Source organism: Planctomycetaceae bacterium (assembly GCA_041398825.1).
Classification (GTDB): Bacteria; Planctomycetota; Planctomycetia; order Planctomycetales; family Planctomycetaceae; genus F1-80-MAGs062.
Window position 1 is genome coordinate 102,034 of the sequence record JAWKTX010000013.1, and the last position, 16,973, is coordinate 119,006.

Below are 16,973 nucleotides of genomic sequence, written 5' to 3' on the forward strand. Positions count from 1 at the left end.
CATGGAATCTCAACCAGAAATCCGCGCGGGAATGGTTGGTATGGGAATGATTTTTGACGAAACGTACCGACCATTTTTCGAAACGGCCCATTCGCAGGGACTCTATGATCGAAGGTTCGGCGACGTGAATGTCACTTTGGCCGCCGTTGCAACAAAGACAGGCCGCCGAGCTGATGCGTACAAACGGACAGCGGGCGATCGCATTGCTGCGTTTCAGAATTTCAGCGGTGACGATGCCGTTCGGGAAATGCTGTCACAGGACCTGACGTTCGCCTGCGTCGCCACTCCCGACAATCGTCATTTTGAAGCATCCAAAGCCATTCTTGAGGCGGGCGTCCATCTGCTGGTGGAAAAGCCTTCTGTACTGACCCTGGAGGAACTGGATGAACTGGTGGCTATCGCTGAACGCAATCGCGTTCTGGCACGCGTGGTGTACCACAAACTGGCCGACCCGGACCACAAGAAAATGCGTACACTGGTGCATGACAATATCCTGCAGCACGTAAACAACGGCTACTGTTCGCTGTTGGAACCCAAGCAGATTTCCGGAGCTCAATTCGGGGAATGGATTCAGGGACGCAACCCGGGGACTTATGTTGCGGTGCACTACATCAAGCTCATCGATTTCACGTTCGGGGGGCGACTGAAGACAGTGACATGTACCGGGCAGCGAGGTCTGGTCGGGCCCAAAGATGGTAACACGTGGGACAGTTGTCAGCTTCGCCTGATTTACGAATACGAGAGCGGGCGAGAAGCTGCGTTCGACATTCATACCTCATGGGTGACTCCCGATAACTTTCCTGGCTACGTCGAGCAGGAGGTTCAGTTTCGATTTGATAACGGAGTCTGGAGCGGTCACTCCCGCAAACGTGGCGTCGAACTGACCGTCGAAGACAAGACGCCGCTTTCGCTGAAGAACACGCCCAACAACCATTACAACTCAATCGCCCTGGAGCCCTGGAACGAACGAACCCAACGAGGTTACGGGATCGAAATCATCGAACGATTTGCCCGAGAAGTCGCTTTCGTCGAATATGCCGGGCCCGCCTCCCAACGTGAGGATCGTCTCCAGCAAATGCGCTCGCTGCACTATTCTGATCTCAGCGCAGATCGACAGGTCGTGGCAGCAGTGCAGGCCATGGAAATGATTCTTGAAGAACAGGCCAAAGGTAACCCTGACTGCGTTGTGCGCTATAATGGCAGGAACCTCAGCCTGCTGCATCCGTCTGCAATGTAACCCGGGAGGGATTGCGACAGTTGCGATGACTTGTTCGCTCTGGATCATGACGTCGGGCACGTCGTTGCAACGATTAGCCATTCGTTCGTTTTGTCGTTCGAGCAGCGATTCGTTGCACTGCAGTTGTTGGAAACGATTCGCTGCTTATGGCAGGATTCGGGCGTGCGTTCTCATTGGCTCTGGTTGGCGATCAGGGTCACATCGTTACGTCCGTTTGAACTCAGATTGCTCCTTCGAACCACCGAGCCGTCAGCGATTCGCTTGTGTTTGCAGGAAGGTGCCCATCCTCTGTCGATCACCGAACTCTTCCTTTTAGTCTGTCGCGAGAGCACCGGATCGGGCCTGGGGGATTGATTCATCAGACGACCATGCCGCGAGATTCGGGATCGACTACAGCGAATCCAGCTCGTACTGAAAGCCACCGGAGAGAATGGGAAATCGACACCAGGTTTTTGGGTCCAGGTTCTTGTCGTCCACGTGGAATGAAGGAGCGTATCGTTCCCGTTTCCATTGGTTCCGTGACCAAAGCCGGAAAAAACGTTTGACCCATTCGACCAACTGCTGTTCCTGGTACGGGGAGTTTTCGCGAATCAGCGTTTGAAGAACTTCCGCAGGGCTCAGTTTGTCACGAATGGCAAGCCGTTCGATCTGATCCAGCAGAGGATAAGGCATCAGATCGCCTTCATCGGTTTGGGCGTATTCCTGAGGCCGCAGCTCTGCGGTGGGTTGTTGCATATTGACAAGACCCAATTCCGGAACCGCTGCGCAACCACCAGAGCCCGTGGATTGCATGACCTTCAGCCATTCGCGAAGAAACGCCTTGTCGATGCCGGCAATGGGGCTGAGTCCTCCTGAAGTATCTCCATCCATGGTGGCGTAACCAACGGCTGCTTCGGAGCGATTGCTGGTCGACAACAATAACGCATTGTTCAGGTTGGCCAGCATCCAGATACTGGGCGATCGCGTGCGTGCCTGAATGTTCTGAAGCGTGATGTCATCCTGTTGCCATGTCAGCGGACGTCCGATTGCCGCTTCGATTGCTGTTGTGTAATTCTGAACGATCTGGTCAACGCTGATTTCATAGTACGTCCCTCCAACTGCTCTGGTTATCCCTTCGGCAGCGGTGCGAGTAATGTCTCCGCTGTTTCGAGTGGACTGGTACATACCGGTCAGCAGGAGTTGCATGGCGACTTTGATGAAGTCGTCCGGGGAGCTCGCTGTGTCGGCGACCTTTGCAAAGGATTTGATGTAGTTCAGCCTGCCGATGAAACCATCAACGCCAAGATCCTGAAGTCCACGTTCGACCATGCAACGAATCAGGCAGGCGACAGCAGAAGAATCTGCTCCCCCGCTCATGGAAACAATAAAGCCACTGGAACGACTTTTGCGCATGTAGTCGAACAGGGCCAGGGCAATTGCCTTTGTGAATTCGTCGAATCGACTCTGTGGTTCGACGGCCCTGCCGGGGGGGGCTTCACTGGGTTTCAGAAGTGGAGCGGAGGGGCTGTTCAGTGTCCCTGGAACTCTGGCGATGCGATCGTGAACTTCGTCCTGCACATCGGTCGGCATGGAATGGATTGCGGCTCGGCGGCTTCGCGTGAGTTCGACATCGACATCGGCGACGGTCACATGAACCTCGTGGAACCCAAAGCGGGGCCCGGCTGCAATCAGATCACCACTGGATGCGATCAGGGCACCGCCATCGTAAACAGCGCGACCTGCTTCGTTGCCGACCATATTCGCATAGACGTAGCTCACACCAAAGGATCGGGATCCCTCAAGAACAAATCGCTTTCGGATCTCGTGTTTACCGAATGCAAAGTGACTGGCGCTGGGATTCAGAATGATATCCACACCACATTCTGCCATTCGATTGCCGGGACGCCCGGCGACCCATGCATCTTCACAGATTTCAAAACCCATGCGGATGCCATCGCATTCGAACAGCAGATCACCGATCGGCCAGGATTCCCCTTCGCAGTGATACTCGGTGACCACTTCTGCCGGCCAGACCCGAAACCATCGTGGTTCGTAGTGCAGTCCATCGCCTGCGAGGTGTTGCTTTGCGACAAAGCCAACAATTCTGCCGTCGGCCGCGACGCAGACCGCGTTGTACACTCCATTGGTGACGTAAAGCGGCAAGCCAATTGAAACGACCATTCCCCGGGTTTCGGGGACAATCTTCTGCAGCATTTGCCAGGAAGTCTGCCAGACGCTGGGCGACAGGAACATATCTTCGCAGCCGTAGCCGGTGATACACATCTCCGGGAGGCAAAGGATTCCGGCATCCTGCTGTCGCGCGAGTTGAATCGCTTCAATGATGCGCTGGGTGTTTCCGACCCAGTCCATTGGTGTTTGATTGAGGATGGCAGCGCCGAGTCGGATGCGTTTCATACGATTGGGTGAACCTCACGAAGTGGTCGGATCAAGTCAGCGTGGCGCGCGAGCCGGACGCATTTCCGGAGATCCTGCCGGATCCGGAATCTTGCCGGGTATTGTATCGACACAATATCATGAAGGACAAAGCCTGGCGGCGAGGAGTTCACTTTCGTCGCCAAACTCGCGGGCTCTAATCCCAGCCTCCACCCTGCTCTTCTTCAAGCTGATTGGCTTCGAACAGTTCATTCTGGACGGGAATCAGGCAGCCAAGAATTGATCGAAGCACTTCCGCCGGGGAACCATTGGCATCGACTTCGTGAATGACCCCGGGACTATATTGTTCCAGGACCGGAGCGGTGACGCGGTGGTAAACTTCAAAGCGATGTCGAATGACGTCTTCGTTGGCATCGTCGGTGCGGTTCTCGCGAATGGCCCGTCGACGAATTCGATGAACCATGTCCTCCTCGTCCGAACACTTCAGGTAAATGATGCGATGGATTTCGAGATACTCTTCCACCATCCGCACCTGCTCTACATTGCGTGGCATTCCGTCAAGAATCAGCAGGTCTTCACGCGGCTTAAAGCGAGACAGCGCGACGTAGGCTTCGACCGCCTTTCGCCAGATCTTGATTGTCAGGGCATCCGGAACCAGTTCACCACGCGAAATATGGCGGTAAACCTCACGACCATTCTGTGAGCCGATATCGATCGACCGGAAAACGTCACCAACCGAGAGATGAAAGAATCCGGGAATATTGGCGAGGATCCCGCCCTGTGTTCCCTTGCCCACGCCTGGAGGACCAAACAACGGCACACATCGATATCGTTTAGAGCCACTCATTCCTACATTCCTGCCTGAGGAAACGCGAGTTACGATGAGCATCGAAAAACTACTCGGCCAGATTACCTTTCGGTATCTCTGCAGTTTCGCCAATCCACCTCGTTTTCCGGTCGCCGAGAGTATGACCTCCTGCAAATCGGCTGGATATGGCCCCGTGATGTTGCGTGTGGCAGTTTTTCAGGAAAAGGACAGTCTCGCCGGAATTTCTAGACAGGCAACGTATTGAAAATGCGATCTCCCGCATCACCCAATCCGGGGCAAATGTACTTTTTCTCGTTCAGTTGGCGATCAATCGCACACGTCAGGATGCCTACATCAGGATGATCAACCTGAATGCGGGCAATTCCTTCCGGCGCGGCGATAATCGAAACCACCTGAATTCTCGGGACACCCCAGCGTTTCAATGCGTCGGCGGCCATACAAATGGAACCGCCCGTAGCCAGCATCGGATCGGCGATTATTGCCAGTTGAGGAGGATGGGAGTCGGGCAGCTTATCGTAGTAATGAACGGGCATCGCCGTCTCTTCATCCCGATATACGCCCAAATGCCACACTTCAAGGTCCGGAAGCAGGCTCACGAGAGGATCGACCATCCCCAGACCGGCGCGGAGGACGGGGACGACTGCGACGCGATGGCTCAACTGATGACAGGTTGTTTCTTCAATCGGTGTCTGCACAGTCACCGGTTCAACGGGTAGATTTCGAGTGACTTCGACGGCAAGAATTGCGGAAAGGGCACGAAGATGAATCCGAAAGGCTGACGGTGCTGTCAGCGAATTTCGCAGGATACTGAGATGATGCCTGACCATCGCATGATCAAGAGCAACGACTGTTCCATCTGCCGAGTCCATAGAGCCCCCGTTCTGATGCATTCCCGTTCTGATGCATTCCCGTTCTGATGCATTCCCTGCCTGATGCCGCTCGTCAGAGTTCACAAAACTGCTCCGCAGCAGTCCGATGAACTCCCGAGCATCCGATCGTAGATTGCCTCAGGGACAGTGAATCTGAACTGAATCATGCCGCGCGGCGTTCAAAACACAACTGACCATGATGTGGGTTCACGATAGTGTGTTCTGTCATCTGCAGGCCAGCCGCGGACAGCTTCTTCGATAACTGGTCTACCTGTCCGTTGTGGTACTCCATTCGGACAGCCTGTACGGGTTGCAGGTTGAGGTCGTCGGTCTCCAGCAGAATGGGATATTCGGAACCTTCGCAGTCCATTTTCAGGACACTGATGTTTCTTAATTCGAAGCGATCGACGATTTCGTTCAGTGTCGTGGTTCGGACTTCTTCTGTTTCACCATCGAAGTCGCCTGTCGGGATAGAAGTGTTTGCGTTTGCCGCGACGGGAAACTTTACGATTCCGCCAGCGTCGTTAGTAACCGCTTCTTTGACCAGGGTGATCACGTCCTGAAGTCCGTTGGCTTCGATGTTTCTGCGAAGCAGTTCACTCGTTGCCAGGCCAGGTTCACAGGCGATGACCCGTGCGGCTCCCTGACGGGCTGCATACAGGGAGAAGACTCCGATATTTGCGCCAATGTCGACCACGTCTGTTCCTGCCGGGACGAATCCATAGTCCCGCCGCATGAACACGAGGAAGATCGTGACTATGTCTTCTGCTTCGCCTGGCAGGTGAATGGTCAGACCGTCCCGGAATCGTACACACCGGCTGGCCGGTGATGTCTTTGTCAGATAGTTCCACAAGAAACCAACAGGATTCTCAACCAGGCCAAACGCACGAACAGAGGCGGCCAGCAAAGCGGGAGACTGCATGAATGCGCGAAGCAAAGCGGCGGGCGGACGTCCAAGGATTTTCATGTCGACATCTCTGTCTGAGGAAATTGAATGAGTGATTGATGAAAGTCAGCATAAGATTCCAGTGTCGGCAGATCGCTGATACGGATCGCGGTGTCAACCCGTTCTGGAGACCTCCGAAGAATCTATCGCTGACGCTTCGGCTTTACTTTGAATGACGTGTTTTCAGTAGCCTTCCGGAGTCATGCAGGACGTTCGGCGAGGATGACGGCACCGGGGGCCACAAAAATTCCCAACGTTTGCCAGAGGGCGGTGCCGATCGCAAACGAAGCTTTGACCGAAAGACTCGTATCATCCGAGTGCACGGCACCTTTGGGAGATGCAGAAATGACGTGGAACCCGGATTTCTCCAGAACACGGACAAAGCTGGCGGCCGGCATCGAAAATCGATGATCGTTCACCGCACGACGCAGCAGCTTCTGCCCTTGCGCCGGGGAAACATGCTGCAGCATCGACCCGATTCGGGCCATCCAGGATTTGTCCACAATTCTCATGATCATCAGTCCGCCGGGTTTCAGGCGGTTATAGATTTCGGACAATTCTTCGGGCTGGCTGGGCCAGTACATGTTTGCATCCAGCACAGAGATCACATCGAACGGGTCCGTCCGCAGATCGAATTCCCTGACCTTGCTGCAGCATTGAGCAGAAAGCCCCTGCTTATGAACCGATGCAATGGCAGCAGGAACGATATCGAAGCCGCAGACATCAAAACCGGCCTCCTGCGCGGCCTGCATGAAACCTCCGTAAGAGCAGCCGACATCCAGCAGAGACTTGCCTTCAGGGCTGATATACTTCGACAACTGATGAACGATGGAGCGATACATCCGCTGCTTGATGTCGTTCAGCTGTTCGCCATTGGTTGTATCGCCCCAGGCCATTGTCTGTGTGTGGGCTACTTCTACGTCCAGATCGTAGGGTTTGTTCATGTAGTACGAATGACAATCGGGGCATTTCAGCCATTCAGTTTCACCGCGTGAATTCACAAACTTCCAGGAGGGTCGAATGTCCTGCGGATGAAAACCGCAGGCTGGACAGTGCACGATCTGCGGCTTGGCATTCGTTTCATTCGCTGCGTTGGTAAGAGTTGTGCGAGCTACCGCTGACATCGATCAGAAACTCCTTTTTCTGACAAGTGCTGCGCTCTTCGAACTCCGAGCGGTTGCTGAACGTTCTGTTCAGATGACCATTCCTCAGAGACCTGCATTCGTTTGATTGCGCTTGAATCGGAAGTGATAACACAATTCAGACGTTCAGGTAAAGATGACATCAGCGAACGGCAGGATTCGCCAATTTTGCGGGATTCTGCAGACCCGGGAAATGCCGTTCAACTTCGGTCAAAGTATGAATCTGCCGTTCCGGCACCGAAGGAAAAAAAACTTTGGACCGTAACGAATGGGCGAAACGGCTTCGGTTCTGGCCACACGGGTGGCTGCAAACCTCGAAAAACACGACCTATTACCATCTCAGCACAACAGATCCTGCTTCGTTTTCGCCTGAATTTCGCGGATTGCGTCGGCTTTTGGGATTTCCATAAACTTCAACTGGTGAACACATGCCACAAGTCGAGTCGGGATTGCCAAGTCCGGTTTTCAATTGGCTTGCTATCGTGTGGATACTCGTCATGTCAAACGGGCTCCGACTGGTTGCTGAAAATGACAATTGATAACACCCAGACAAACTTGAGAATCTACAACGGACACAGCGAAGCCGTGACTCTTCATTGTCCAGTTTGCGGACCCGAGGACCGAAAGGTCGCGGGATACAGTAATGACCTTCAGATCGTTTCCTGCTGTGGGTGCGGTCTGATGTATGTTGGGGAATCGCCCCCGATTGACGAGACAGAAGACTTCTTTCGCGAAGAGCATGTGCCGGACGAAGAGCTTGCAGAGACGGCGTATGTGTACAAGCGGCAGCACAGTTTGAAACGGGAAGCACAACTTATTCGAGGGCTGTTGCCTGACGGCGGTCGACTCCTGGACGTTGGCACCGCATCAGGACTGTTTCTGGCTCAGTTTGCAGACGACAGGGACTGGTGCGTCGAAGGTGTCGAACCTTCACGCGTTTCTGCCATGTATGCCCGCCGAAATTTCAACCTGAAGGTTCACGAAGGCTATCTCCGTGATCTGCAGTTCAGTCGCGATCACTTTGATGTCGTTTGCTCTCTTGACGCGTTCCTGTGTCATCGAGAGCCGGTTGAGGATATGGAAGAGTTCTATCGAATCCTGGCACCGGGCGGTTATCTGGCCATTGAGATTCCCGGGCATCACTATCGGCTGATGAACAGTCTCCTGACCCGATTCCGCCGTCGGGGACGCAATACGCTGCGTCTGAATGCCGGTGTCAATTTCTACTACTACACTCGAGAAACACTGACAAAGCTGGCCGCCAACGCAGGTTTTGAATTCGTGGAGTCGCACCCGGAGGCGATGCCGCGGACGCCAAATAGTCTTGTGCGAGTTTTGCGAAACAGTTATGACGCATCTGCGTCGTTGCTGTACCGTATGACTGGCGGAAGAGTGCATATCGCGGCCAAGGAATTCTGCATCTTTCAGAAACCAGCCACCATCACACTGTCCTCCAGCATTCGCAGCAATACTGCGAAAAGGAAAGTGGCGTGAGCGGGAAGCTTGCGTCGGGTATGCTGGAAAGGACTCTTGTCGATGGATCCGCATTTCTACGCCGAATTTGCTCAACGGATTGGGCATGGCGTAATTGAAGACAACGGACGCTACTGGTTCGAAGTCAGTTCCCGTGTCTGGATGTGTTGCCCGTTTGAAATGCGGCTCAACCCAGCCTCTGTGGATCCGTCGAAGATCATGGACAGTCGCGGTGTGATGGCTCGCTACTGCTGTGAACCCGAGAATGGCGTTCCCAGTTTTCGACATATTGTGAATCAGCGAGACTATGACCTGAAGACGCTGAACGCAAAAGCTCGCAACAAAACTCGCCAGGGACTTGAGTATTGTAAGTCGGGCCAGCTGGATGCGTCGGAGCTTCAGGATGCAGGAATCGAACTGCATGAAAAAACACTTCGACGTCAGGGACGCAGGATTCCTGATAACTTCGAGGCGTGGTGGCGCAATTACTTTGAAGCAGTGTCAAAATATCCCGCCGCGACACTTTGGGCCTCCTGGTACGAAGGCAGCCTTGCTGCGTTCCTCGTTTCATTTCGCATCGGGTCCGTTGAGAATATCAGCATCGTGCGGTCGGATGAGGAACTACTGAAATATAAGCCGAACAATGCCATGCTTTATACGTTTCTTCAGGACCGCATGAGCAATCCGGACATCTCAGAAGTCTGCATCGGACTTCAGTCGCTTCAGCCCGGAATGGATTCACTCGATCTGTTCAAGAGAGGCATGGGCTTCATTGAGGAGCCCATTGGACAGCGGATTGAACTGCGACCGACACTCCGAATGGCCATGCCTCAGGGAATCGCCCGACTTGCCGGGAAAGCGATGGGGCGATTCCGGAACGAACACGCGGCCCGTCTGGCGGGAGCTCTTGAGTGCTACGGAACGCAACCAGCCATCCGACGCTCAGCCTGAACAAGCTTCCACAGGACAGCCCCAGGGACAATCTATCGTCACGAGGTGCTCGTCGATGAACATACGGCGATATTCACACAAGGTCCTGGGATCAAATCAGACCTGACGCGCACTGGATGGTCTGGCAGCTTGTAGACGGTGTACTGCTTCCATACGGGCACGGTAAATCAGCGGCCGCACGCGAGGCGGCGAAAGCAGTTTCGCGGCAACAATCGCCAGAAAAGTCTGAAGCAATGATCGGTGGGGAGCATACGAGTCACTTGCGTGACATTCGGGGAATTCAACCATTGTTTGCAGGTTTCGCTGTCGCGGAACTGCCCGGAGATTCCGTTGTCCAAAGAAAAACGTCCCCGGTATTGGCGTTACTACCGGAGACGTTTTCAATTCAGGTCATTTGCCGACCGAGCGGAAATTCACCTTTCATCGAAAGGTGATTTCTTACGTGAGGTTGACTTGCGTGAACAGCCTGTTGAAGAACGGGACTGGCTCGAGCAGGAGACCTGAGAACACGAAGGTTTACCGCCGTCCAGCGTGCCTGTCCCGGTTTTTCGACGGGCAGCTAACCCCCTACGCTTTCAGTGAACTGAAATGCATCGAGTCGAAACAATCCACCCGGGACGGCCGCGGCACGACCTCTTGGCATTGGAAATCCATAAGCAATGACAATCCCGGAAGTAAGCTCACCAATATAGATCACGCCATTGGCAGGCTGCGCGCCAGCTCCTGATCGGAGCGACGCCTGTGTGGAAACAATCGCAAATTTGGGTTCCGGTGAAGCAATCGCCCCCTGAAAGTCGGCTGCTACGTTGTAGATGAAGTGATGGGTGAATGTGTTCGTCGAATTGTTGAACGCAGCGCCACGCAGTACACCGGTCAGATGGTTCAGGACAAAAACTGCTTCCGGATCACCGGGAGCGACGGGAACCGTCACCATTGAGAATTTGTCGTTACCATGAGCCACGGTGGCCTTCAGTGGCTGCTCTGAATTGAAGATCACGACTGCGCCCCCAACAACGATCAAGCTGAGGCACCAACAAACAAACCACTGAATCTTTGTTTTCATTATGGATCCTTTACTCCTGAGGAGACTTGGCGGAAGATTCACTTTTCCTGACGGGGCTATCATAAGCAGCGACCGACAGATCAGCCAGAATCTGCCTGACAAAACTGGCAGAGTCGGAAACGAAATCGCCCACCACGCCTCCGAATATCTCGCTGAAATCGATCTACAAAGTTTCATAATTTACAAACAGCTTTCATTCCAGCAGCGCAAAGCTTATCTCATGTTACCCTCAGCTTCTGTCTCCGAATCTTCCTCATCCCCCCATTGTGTCGGTGGAGCGGATGCCCGTATCTGGAAAAACATCCGTGACGCCGCTGAGGAAAACGTTGCAAATGAACCGATGCTTGCCAGTTTCTTGCACGCGACAATCCTCAATCACGATCGTTTTGAAGACGCTGTCAGCTACCATCTCGCTGGAAAACTTGCCTCCAGCACATTATCCGCGATGCAGTTGAGGGAAGTTATTCAGCAGGCGATGGAAGCCGATCCATCAATCGCGGCAGCGGTCTGCTGCGATATTCAGGCCGTGCAGGACCGGGATCCGGCGGTCAGTTGTTGTCTCGTGCCGCTTCTTTATCTCAAGGGTGTCCATGCACTGGCCAGTCATCGAGTTGGTCACTGGTTATGGAGCTGCGGACGCAGGCTGCTTGCTCTGCACCTGCAAAATCGAATTTCTGAGGTCTTCGGCGTTGATATTCATCCCGCCGCAAGAATCGGTCGAGGCATCCTGATGGATCACGCGACGTCAATCGTTGTGGGAGAAACCGCCGTGATTGAAGATGATGTGTCTCTGCTGCACGAGGTTACGCTGGGCGGGACCGGTAAGCAAACCGGCGATCGTCACCCAAAGGTTCGACGCGGCGTCCTGATAGGGGCGGGAGCTAAGATCCTGGGCAACGTCGAAATCGGAGAAGGGGCGAAAGTCGGTGCCGGCAGCGTTGTACTGAAAAATGTCGCACCGCACTGCACCGTAGCCGGCGTGCCGGCGGTGACCGTCGGCAGGCCCTGTTCGGAATCACCAGCACTTGATATGGACCAGGAGTTCACCGGTGAGGGGATCTGAATCGGTTGATGCGAAAGGCACGCATGATCGAGGTCAGCAGGTTCATCACAACGCAGACAGGTTCATCACAACGCAGTATAGCGGCGTCATCTCACGTCAAAGGATCGCGTAGATCACGATCTGGATGGCCAGGGCCAAACACGCGCCGAACTTCAGATTCTCGTCCCATCGCTTTGCGCCACCGGGTGGAGAAACTTCTGACGTCGGCAAACGCAGGACCCAGACAAGAAGGATGATCAGACTACCCACGAACAAAGCGCGAACGGCCGGTAATGGCACGGCCTGCAGCAACTGTCGCAGCCACTCGCCCAGTTGATGTACAGGAGTCATGTCGCACCTCCATCCCTCTGTTGCGAGACCTTTGACGGTACGTTGTCGCTGTTTCTGGTGAGATTGCTCAGGACGAATTCAAGGTTCCCGGCCGTCGGCCTTGAATCCATCAGGCTGCCAATGACCAGAATGGCTGCCGTGATCAGAAACGCCCAGATTGAGAAATACAGAAATGGCTCAGAGACTCGGAACAGCGGTTCCCAGCCGAGAGATTCGAAGACAGCTGGCTGATTGAACGTGTACAGAGAAACTGCCGTCCCGATCCCGCAGATTAAAGCGGCCAGAGCGGCTCGCCCGGTCGCTCGCTTCCACAAGATGCCGATCAACAGCACCGCAAATGCCGGCCCCTGGAAGAAGGCCATCAGTGTCTGGAAGATGGCGTAGATTCCGGACTCTTCATTCATCCAGGTCAGCAAATACGAAAACAGCAAAGCCCAGCCGACCAATGCAACGGTGGTGAGACGGCCAACTTTCAGTAGCTTTTCGTCAGTGACCGCCGGATCAATAAACCGCTTGTAGAAATCATTGGAAACGATTGTCGCCGCAGAATTCAGATAAGAATCAATACTGGACATTAATGCGGCCAGAAATGCGGCAACAAAAAGGCCACGCAATCCGGCGGGCAGAAGAAGACCAACCAGGCTCGGGATCGCCGCATCTCCGTCTTTCAGGTCGGGCAGCAACGCAACCGCAATCAATCCCGGGACGGCCACAATCAACGGGATGATATTCTTCAGCAAGGCTCCCCAGATGTACGAGGCCTTCGCTTCAAACTCGCTTCTCGCTCCCAGCGATCGCTGCACGATGGCCTGATTTCCAATCCAGTACGCAGGACTCAGTATGAGCGCCAGTCCAAAATAAATACCGGGCCACGGAAAGGGTGATTTGGTATCGGCTGGAAGAATCAATGCCATCTGCTCGCCATTTTTCTCGCTGGTCCGGCTCAATGCCGATTCCAATTGGCGACCACCGGCAGCTGATTGATCGACGTCATCAGAATTCTGCTGTTGGGTGGCAACAGCCCTGGAATTCGCTTCCGCCAGACGGGATCGCAGTTCACGAATTCCACCGACTTCAATCAGTCCCAGTACGAGAACCAGAAGGCAGCCGGCGATCATCACAAAGCACTGGATCATGTCTGTATAGACGACTGCCGCGAGTCCGCCGACAATTGTGTAGCCGCCGACCAGTACCGCGGTGACAAGGATGCACACCAATGGATCCCAGCCGAATACGGCAGACATCATTTTTGCCGAAGCCAGCAGCATAATTCCCAGGTTGCAGGCCATGAAAATAAGCCAGCAGCTTGCCATCACGCATCGGACCCCTGCGTTGTAACGGCGTTCCAGAAACTCCGGCACCGTATACACGCCAGTCCGATAAAAGAACGGGATGAAGACAAACGCGCCGACGATCATGGCCGGTACACATCCGATCCATTCAAAATTAGCAACAGCAAGGCCATGACTGTAGGCTGCCCCGCCAACACCAATAATGTCTGTCCCGCCAATATCGGTTGCCACCAGCGACATGCCGATTGCCCACCACGGCAATTGCCGACCTCCCAGAAAAAAGTCATTCCCGGTTTTCATCCGCATCCCGATAATCACACCGATGGCAATTGTCCCAACAAGATACAGGGCAATAACGATGTAATCGGGAAGCGTCAGGATGTTGGTTGCGGCCAGCATCAACCGGGGACCCTATCAAAGCAAAAGACAGCCGAAGCGGGAGGCGTCAAGAAATCACAGAGCTCACGATAGCAAATTTGAATTGAACAACGAATCGTTCCGGGCAGACTTTACGGAACCTCTTTTCCTGTCGAAAAATGCTTTCCGATCTGTACCGCGTTGAGAATTCAGCCATCCTGACGAAAAGATGTCCTGTACCATGAATGTTGATCAAAGATGCAATCGGACACGCTTTTGCAGCCGGAACGGAGAGTCGTGAATGTTCCTGCGAATCGCAGAATTGGTGGAGATGGCGTGGTCATTGTCGGTTTGCCTCACGGTGCCAATTGTGGACGACGCTTGCGGTGCTCCCGGTTTGACGAGTCAGGCCGCCCGTTCTGCTGGTGCTCCGGCAACCCAGCCATAAGGTCTCCTGCTCGAGCCAGTCCCGTTCTTCAAAATGCTGTTAGGTTAGCGATAGGTGTAATTGGGGCATTTGAAGATGCATGGTGCTTCAGGCGGAATCTACTGCGGAAACGGATTGCCGGTGATCACTTCGTTTCCGTTGCGAGTTCCAAGGAACTGCAGAACGCCACCTTCAGGTCGAGAGTCCACTTCATCGGACAAAAATCGTACAGAACCATCACAGAGTGCGACAAACAATCCACCAGGATGGGCACTTGAAAAGCCGGTGAGTGATTGATTGAGCGGAGATTGAAAACTCACGTCTGTGACGACGTCCGTTTCGAATCGATTGGATCCCGTGCCTGGCCAGATTCCCCAGCCGCTCATTCGGGACCGTTCACCAGCCATCAGTGTGTTGGAACTTCCATCCGAGATATCGCGCATTCGCACTGAGATATTCCAGCCAAAGATTCCATCCGGCGAACCCAGCATTGCTTCGGGCAATGACGCTGGTCCGGGCAGTTGTTTGTCCTCTTCAGTTTTCTTCCCGGGACGTCCCTGACGTAGTAAAGCCGCGTAGGTTGTGACTGCACCCGGCCAGTAGGCTTCCACACGACCGTCTATCCATCGATTTGGGGCAATTGTGCCCAGGGAACCGGAATAGGAAGATGTGCCGTATCCACCTCTGTACGGATTGGTCTTTGGTGCGTCGGTGTCTGCGGGGCACAAGTAGACATTGACAGATTCCGTCAGCAAACCTTCCGGTTCTGTCATGGGATGATTCATTTCCAGTTTGCTGTAGAGTGGCGCTTGTTCGACGTAGGGCAGCAGTCGAGCCTGCCAGCCAAATCCACCCTCTGATTCGGCATCGCGGTAGCGACTGATCCAGCCAGGTGGGAATCCATTGTAAACGTCATGGTAGTTGTGCATGGCGAGTGCAACAGACTTCAGATTGTTCTGACATTTTGTACGCAATGCTGCACTTCTTGCGTCCTGGATCGCAGGAAGGATCAGTGCCGAAAGAACAGAGAGGCAGCTGGCAACTGTCAACAACTCAATGACCGTAAAGCCCCGACTGTGGCGGTTCTGGCAATGTTTCATGAAAACTGTCCCAAGGAAAAATGAAAGCCGGTGGCATCAGAGCCGGGGATAGCTGACCAGTCGCCATGACGATCCAACTCTCTCCAGGTTAAGACGGATGACTTTGCCGTCCAGCACGCTGGTTTGTTGCAGCGACCCATCGGAATAGAACCGCCAGCAACCGCCAATTCGAGAAAATCGGATGATTCGTTCGGGGATTACGTATGGGTTTCCCGGAGGCCGAACGAATCGAAGTTCGTTCTCTGTGTAAGTCACGGCCGGTAGCGTGAATTCTGCGGTGTCACCATCAATCCGGGGTGTTTCAGTGCTCAGGCTTTTCAAATCCTGAAGCATGCGAACAACGAGTGCCGCATCTTTATCCGCCATCGCTGCGAAGTTCCGGTCCGGTCCATTGCGAAACATCGCGGAAAGGGCATCGGGAGGAAACGCATTCAACATAAACTCTCGGACGTTGCCTTCTTCAAGGTCGCTAATCCACCTGTTAATCACGGCATTCACGTCGCCTTCATAACCGGGGCCTGCGTCCGATTCCCCACTGCCGGAATCGGCCGTCAATGTTGCCACCACTGCAGTTGCTCCAACATCGGCGACCTGAGCTTCTAAAGCATCGATGGCATTCAGCAGGTTCTGACGCGGAATCTCCGGAAGTGGCTGGCTATTTGCTTCTGCCGCCTGAAGACTGCGAAGTTCATCGATGGGACCATAATGAATCAGAAACTCACGATCGTTTTCGCTGGTCAGTAAGTCTTTCATCTTTGCCAGTACCTGCCGAACATCAGCCGCTCCAGCCAGTTGTTCGGCGGTGAGCTGAGGACTCGGCGGCGGAAGCACAGCCGGAGTTGTCACCAGGGAAGAATCGGACCCGGATCCAGCAGCAGAGGACGCAGGTTGGGCCGACAAATTTGATCCAGCCTCCAACCCCGGCTGGTTGGGGGATGCTGTCACGGCTTGATGAGCGGTTGAGTCAATCGCTGATGCTGCATCCGACGAGCCGGAAAAGAATACCCCTCCCAGCAAGCCACCGAGCAGCAGGCCGCCAACTCCGCACCCGGCTGCCAACAACCACTCTTTGCCACCCTGACTTTTTGCTGGTGTTTCTTCTGGTCTTGCACTTCTCGCGGATGCACGTTTGGCAGGAGGAAGACTGCGGGGGGCTTCGCTTCCACCATACGGATCGAACTCGTCGTCGTCCTGTCCGGGAAAGTCCTGATCGTCCGACCCGAAATTAAAAGCGTCGTCTTCCTCCTCGTACGCTTCGTCGAAGCTGCTCTTCGGAGTGGCTGATGGCACAGCCGGTTGCCGAGGCTTTGATTTCGGCGGCCTGCCGGCTATTGGTGCCGAAGGAGCAGTTGAAGCCGGCTTTGGTTTGCTGGCCGGGGCTGCCGCTGACGGAATCCGGATGGCCTGCTGGCACTTGGGGCATCTGACCTGTTTCCCGGCCAGCTCGTCGCGCACCGATAGTCGCGTTTGACAACTTTCGCACAGTACTTTGAACGGCATCCGGCAAACTCCGCTGTTGGA

Annotated in this window: 15 protein-coding genes; 5 read left to right on the forward strand and 10 right to left on the reverse strand. The window is 54.3% G+C overall.

Annotated elements, in window-relative coordinates; genetic code table 11:
• Position 1 precedes the first annotated feature (1 nt).
• The gene (locus R3C20_21250) at positions 2–1,237 is read left to right on the forward strand and encodes a Gfo/Idh/MocA family oxidoreductase (GenBank protein ID MEZ6043034.1); all 1,236 of its coding nucleotides are present in this window, start codon (positions 2–4) and stop codon (positions 1,235–1,237) included.
• A 390-nt stretch (positions 1,238–1,627) separates the two neighbouring features.
• On the opposite strand, the gene nadE is transcribed toward R3C20_21250, so the two are convergent.
• The 5 genes from nadE to R3C20_21275 form a co-directional block, all read right to left on the reverse strand.
• Positions 1,628–3,631 (reverse strand): NAD(+) synthase, encoded by a 2,004-nt coding sequence (nadE, locus tag R3C20_21255; protein MEZ6043035.1) that lies wholly within the window; start codon positions 3,629–3,631, stop codon positions 1,628–1,630.
• A 175-nt stretch (positions 3,632–3,806) separates the two neighbouring features.
• Positions 3,807–4,457: a nucleoside monophosphate kinase gene (locus tag R3C20_21260; GenBank protein MEZ6043036.1), complete on the reverse strand. Its 651-nt coding sequence runs from the start codon at positions 4,455–4,457 to the stop codon at positions 3,807–3,809.
• A gap of 206 nt (positions 4,458–4,663) precedes the next feature.
• Positions 4,664–5,308, reverse strand: coding sequence for a uracil phosphoribosyltransferase (gene upp, locus R3C20_21265; protein MEZ6043037.1), 645 nt, complete (start codon positions 5,306–5,308; stop codon positions 4,664–4,666).
• 163 nt (positions 5,309–5,471) lie between these two features.
• Positions 5,472–6,275 (reverse strand): FkbM family methyltransferase, encoded by an 804-nt coding sequence (locus tag R3C20_21270; GenBank protein MEZ6043038.1) that lies wholly within the window; start codon positions 6,273–6,275, stop codon positions 5,472–5,474.
• 179 nt (positions 6,276–6,454) lie between these two features.
• A complete protein-coding gene (locus R3C20_21275; GenBank protein MEZ6043039.1) occupies positions 6,455–7,378 on the reverse strand; it encodes a class I SAM-dependent methyltransferase in 924 nt (307 codons plus the stop codon).
• Between the two features lie 546 nt (positions 7,379–7,924).
• On the opposite strand from R3C20_21275, the gene R3C20_21280 reads away from it, so the two are divergent.
• Positions 7,925–8,890: a class I SAM-dependent methyltransferase gene (locus R3C20_21280; GenBank protein MEZ6043040.1), complete on the forward strand. Its 966-nt coding sequence runs from the start codon at positions 7,925–7,927 to the stop codon at positions 8,888–8,890.
• A gap of 42 nt (positions 8,891–8,932) precedes the next feature.
• Positions 8,933–9,820 carry a GNAT family N-acetyltransferase gene (locus R3C20_21285; GenBank protein ID MEZ6043041.1) on the forward strand — a complete coding sequence of 296 codons (888 nt, stop codon included), beginning with the start codon at positions 8,933–8,935 and terminating at the stop codon, positions 9,818–9,820.
• A gap of 559 nt (positions 9,821–10,379) precedes the next feature.
• On the opposite strand, the gene R3C20_21290 is transcribed toward R3C20_21285, so the two are convergent.
• Positions 10,380–10,883: a hypothetical protein gene (locus tag R3C20_21290; protein MEZ6043042.1), complete on the reverse strand. Its 504-nt coding sequence runs from the start codon at positions 10,881–10,883 to the stop codon at positions 10,380–10,382.
• 220 nt (positions 10,884–11,103) lie between these two features.
• Between R3C20_21290 and cysE the strand changes: the two genes are divergently transcribed.
• Positions 11,104–11,946 carry a serine O-acetyltransferase gene (gene cysE / locus R3C20_21295; protein ID MEZ6043043.1) on the forward strand — a complete coding sequence of 281 codons (843 nt, stop codon included), beginning with the start codon at positions 11,104–11,106 and terminating at the stop codon, positions 11,944–11,946.
• A gap of 96 nt (positions 11,947–12,042) precedes the next feature.
• Here the strand turns inward: cysE and R3C20_21300 are convergent, their stop codons facing one another.
• Together R3C20_21300 and R3C20_21305 are read right to left on the reverse strand one after the other, a co-directional pair.
• Complete coding sequence (locus tag R3C20_21300) at positions 12,043–12,276, reverse strand: hypothetical protein (protein ID MEZ6043044.1); 234 nt, start codon at positions 12,274–12,276, stop codon at positions 12,043–12,045.
• Entirely contained in the window at positions 12,273–13,967 is a 1,695-nt protein-coding gene (locus R3C20_21305) for a sodium/solute symporter (protein MEZ6043045.1), read from the reverse strand. The genes R3C20_21300 and R3C20_21305 overlap by 4 nt, the downstream gene beginning before the upstream one ends.
• 259 nt (positions 13,968–14,226) lie before the next feature.
• Here R3C20_21305 and R3C20_21310 point away from each other — a divergent pair, with 259 nt between their 5' ends.
• Positions 14,227–14,373, forward strand: a complete 147-nt coding sequence (locus tag R3C20_21310; protein MEZ6043046.1) for a hypothetical protein — start codon at positions 14,227–14,229, stop codon at positions 14,371–14,373.
• A 98-nt stretch (positions 14,374–14,471) separates the two neighbouring features.
• Here the strand turns inward: R3C20_21310 and R3C20_21315 are convergent, their stop codons facing one another.
• Both R3C20_21315 and R3C20_21320 read right to left on the reverse strand, forming a co-directional pair.
• Positions 14,472–15,452: a DUF1559 domain-containing protein gene (locus R3C20_21315; protein MEZ6043047.1), complete on the reverse strand. Its 981-nt coding sequence runs from the start codon at positions 15,450–15,452 to the stop codon at positions 14,472–14,474.
• Positions 15,453–15,488: 36 nt separating this feature from the next.
• Positions 15,489–16,952 carry a hypothetical protein gene (locus R3C20_21320; GenBank protein ID MEZ6043048.1) on the reverse strand — a complete coding sequence of 488 codons (1,464 nt, stop codon included), beginning with the start codon at positions 16,950–16,952 and terminating at the stop codon, positions 15,489–15,491.
• Between the last annotated feature and the right edge of the window lie 21 nt (positions 16,953–16,973).

Coding starts and splice junctions, on each gene's coding strand:
- R3C20_21250 (MEZ6043034.1), top strand. CDS start 2: ATGGAATCTCAACCAGAAATCCGCGCGGGAATGGTTGGTATGGGAATG.
- nadE (MEZ6043035.1), bottom strand. CDS start 3,631: ATGAAACGCATCCGACTCGGCGCTGCCATCCTCAATCAAACACCAATG.
- R3C20_21260 (MEZ6043036.1), bottom strand. CDS start 4,457: ATGAGTGGCTCTAAACGATATCGATGTGTGCCGTTGTTTGGTCCTCCA.
- upp (MEZ6043037.1), bottom strand. CDS start 5,308: ATGGACTCGGCAGATGGAACAGTCGTTGCTCTTGATCATGCGATGGTC.
- R3C20_21270 (MEZ6043038.1), bottom strand. CDS start 6,275: ATGAAAATCCTTGGACGTCCGCCCGCCGCTTTGCTTCGCGCATTCATG.
- R3C20_21275 (MEZ6043039.1), bottom strand. CDS start 7,378: ATGTCAGCGGTAGCTCGCACAACTCTTACCAACGCAGCGAATGAAACG.
- R3C20_21280 (MEZ6043040.1), top strand. CDS start 7,925: ATGACAATTGATAACACCCAGACAAACTTGAGAATCTACAACGGACAC.
- R3C20_21285 (MEZ6043041.1), top strand. CDS start 8,933: ATGGATCCGCATTTCTACGCCGAATTTGCTCAACGGATTGGGCATGGC.
- R3C20_21290 (MEZ6043042.1), bottom strand. CDS start 10,883: ATGAAAACAAAGATTCAGTGGTTTGTTTGTTGGTGCCTCAGCTTGATC.
- cysE (MEZ6043043.1), top strand. CDS start 11,104: ATGTTACCCTCAGCTTCTGTCTCCGAATCTTCCTCATCCCCCCATTGT.
- R3C20_21300 (MEZ6043044.1), bottom strand. CDS start 12,276: ATGACTCCTGTACATCAACTGGGCGAGTGGCTGCGACAGTTGCTGCAG.
- R3C20_21305 (MEZ6043045.1), bottom strand. CDS start 13,967: ATGCTGGCCGCAACCAACATCCTGACGCTTCCCGATTACATCGTTATT.
- R3C20_21310 (MEZ6043046.1), top strand. CDS start 14,227: ATGTTCCTGCGAATCGCAGAATTGGTGGAGATGGCGTGGTCATTGTCG.
- R3C20_21315 (MEZ6043047.1), bottom strand. CDS start 15,452: ATGAAACATTGCCAGAACCGCCACAGTCGGGGCTTTACGGTCATTGAG.
- R3C20_21320 (MEZ6043048.1), bottom strand. CDS start 16,952: ATGCCGTTCAAAGTACTGTGCGAAAGTTGTCAAACGCGACTATCGGTG.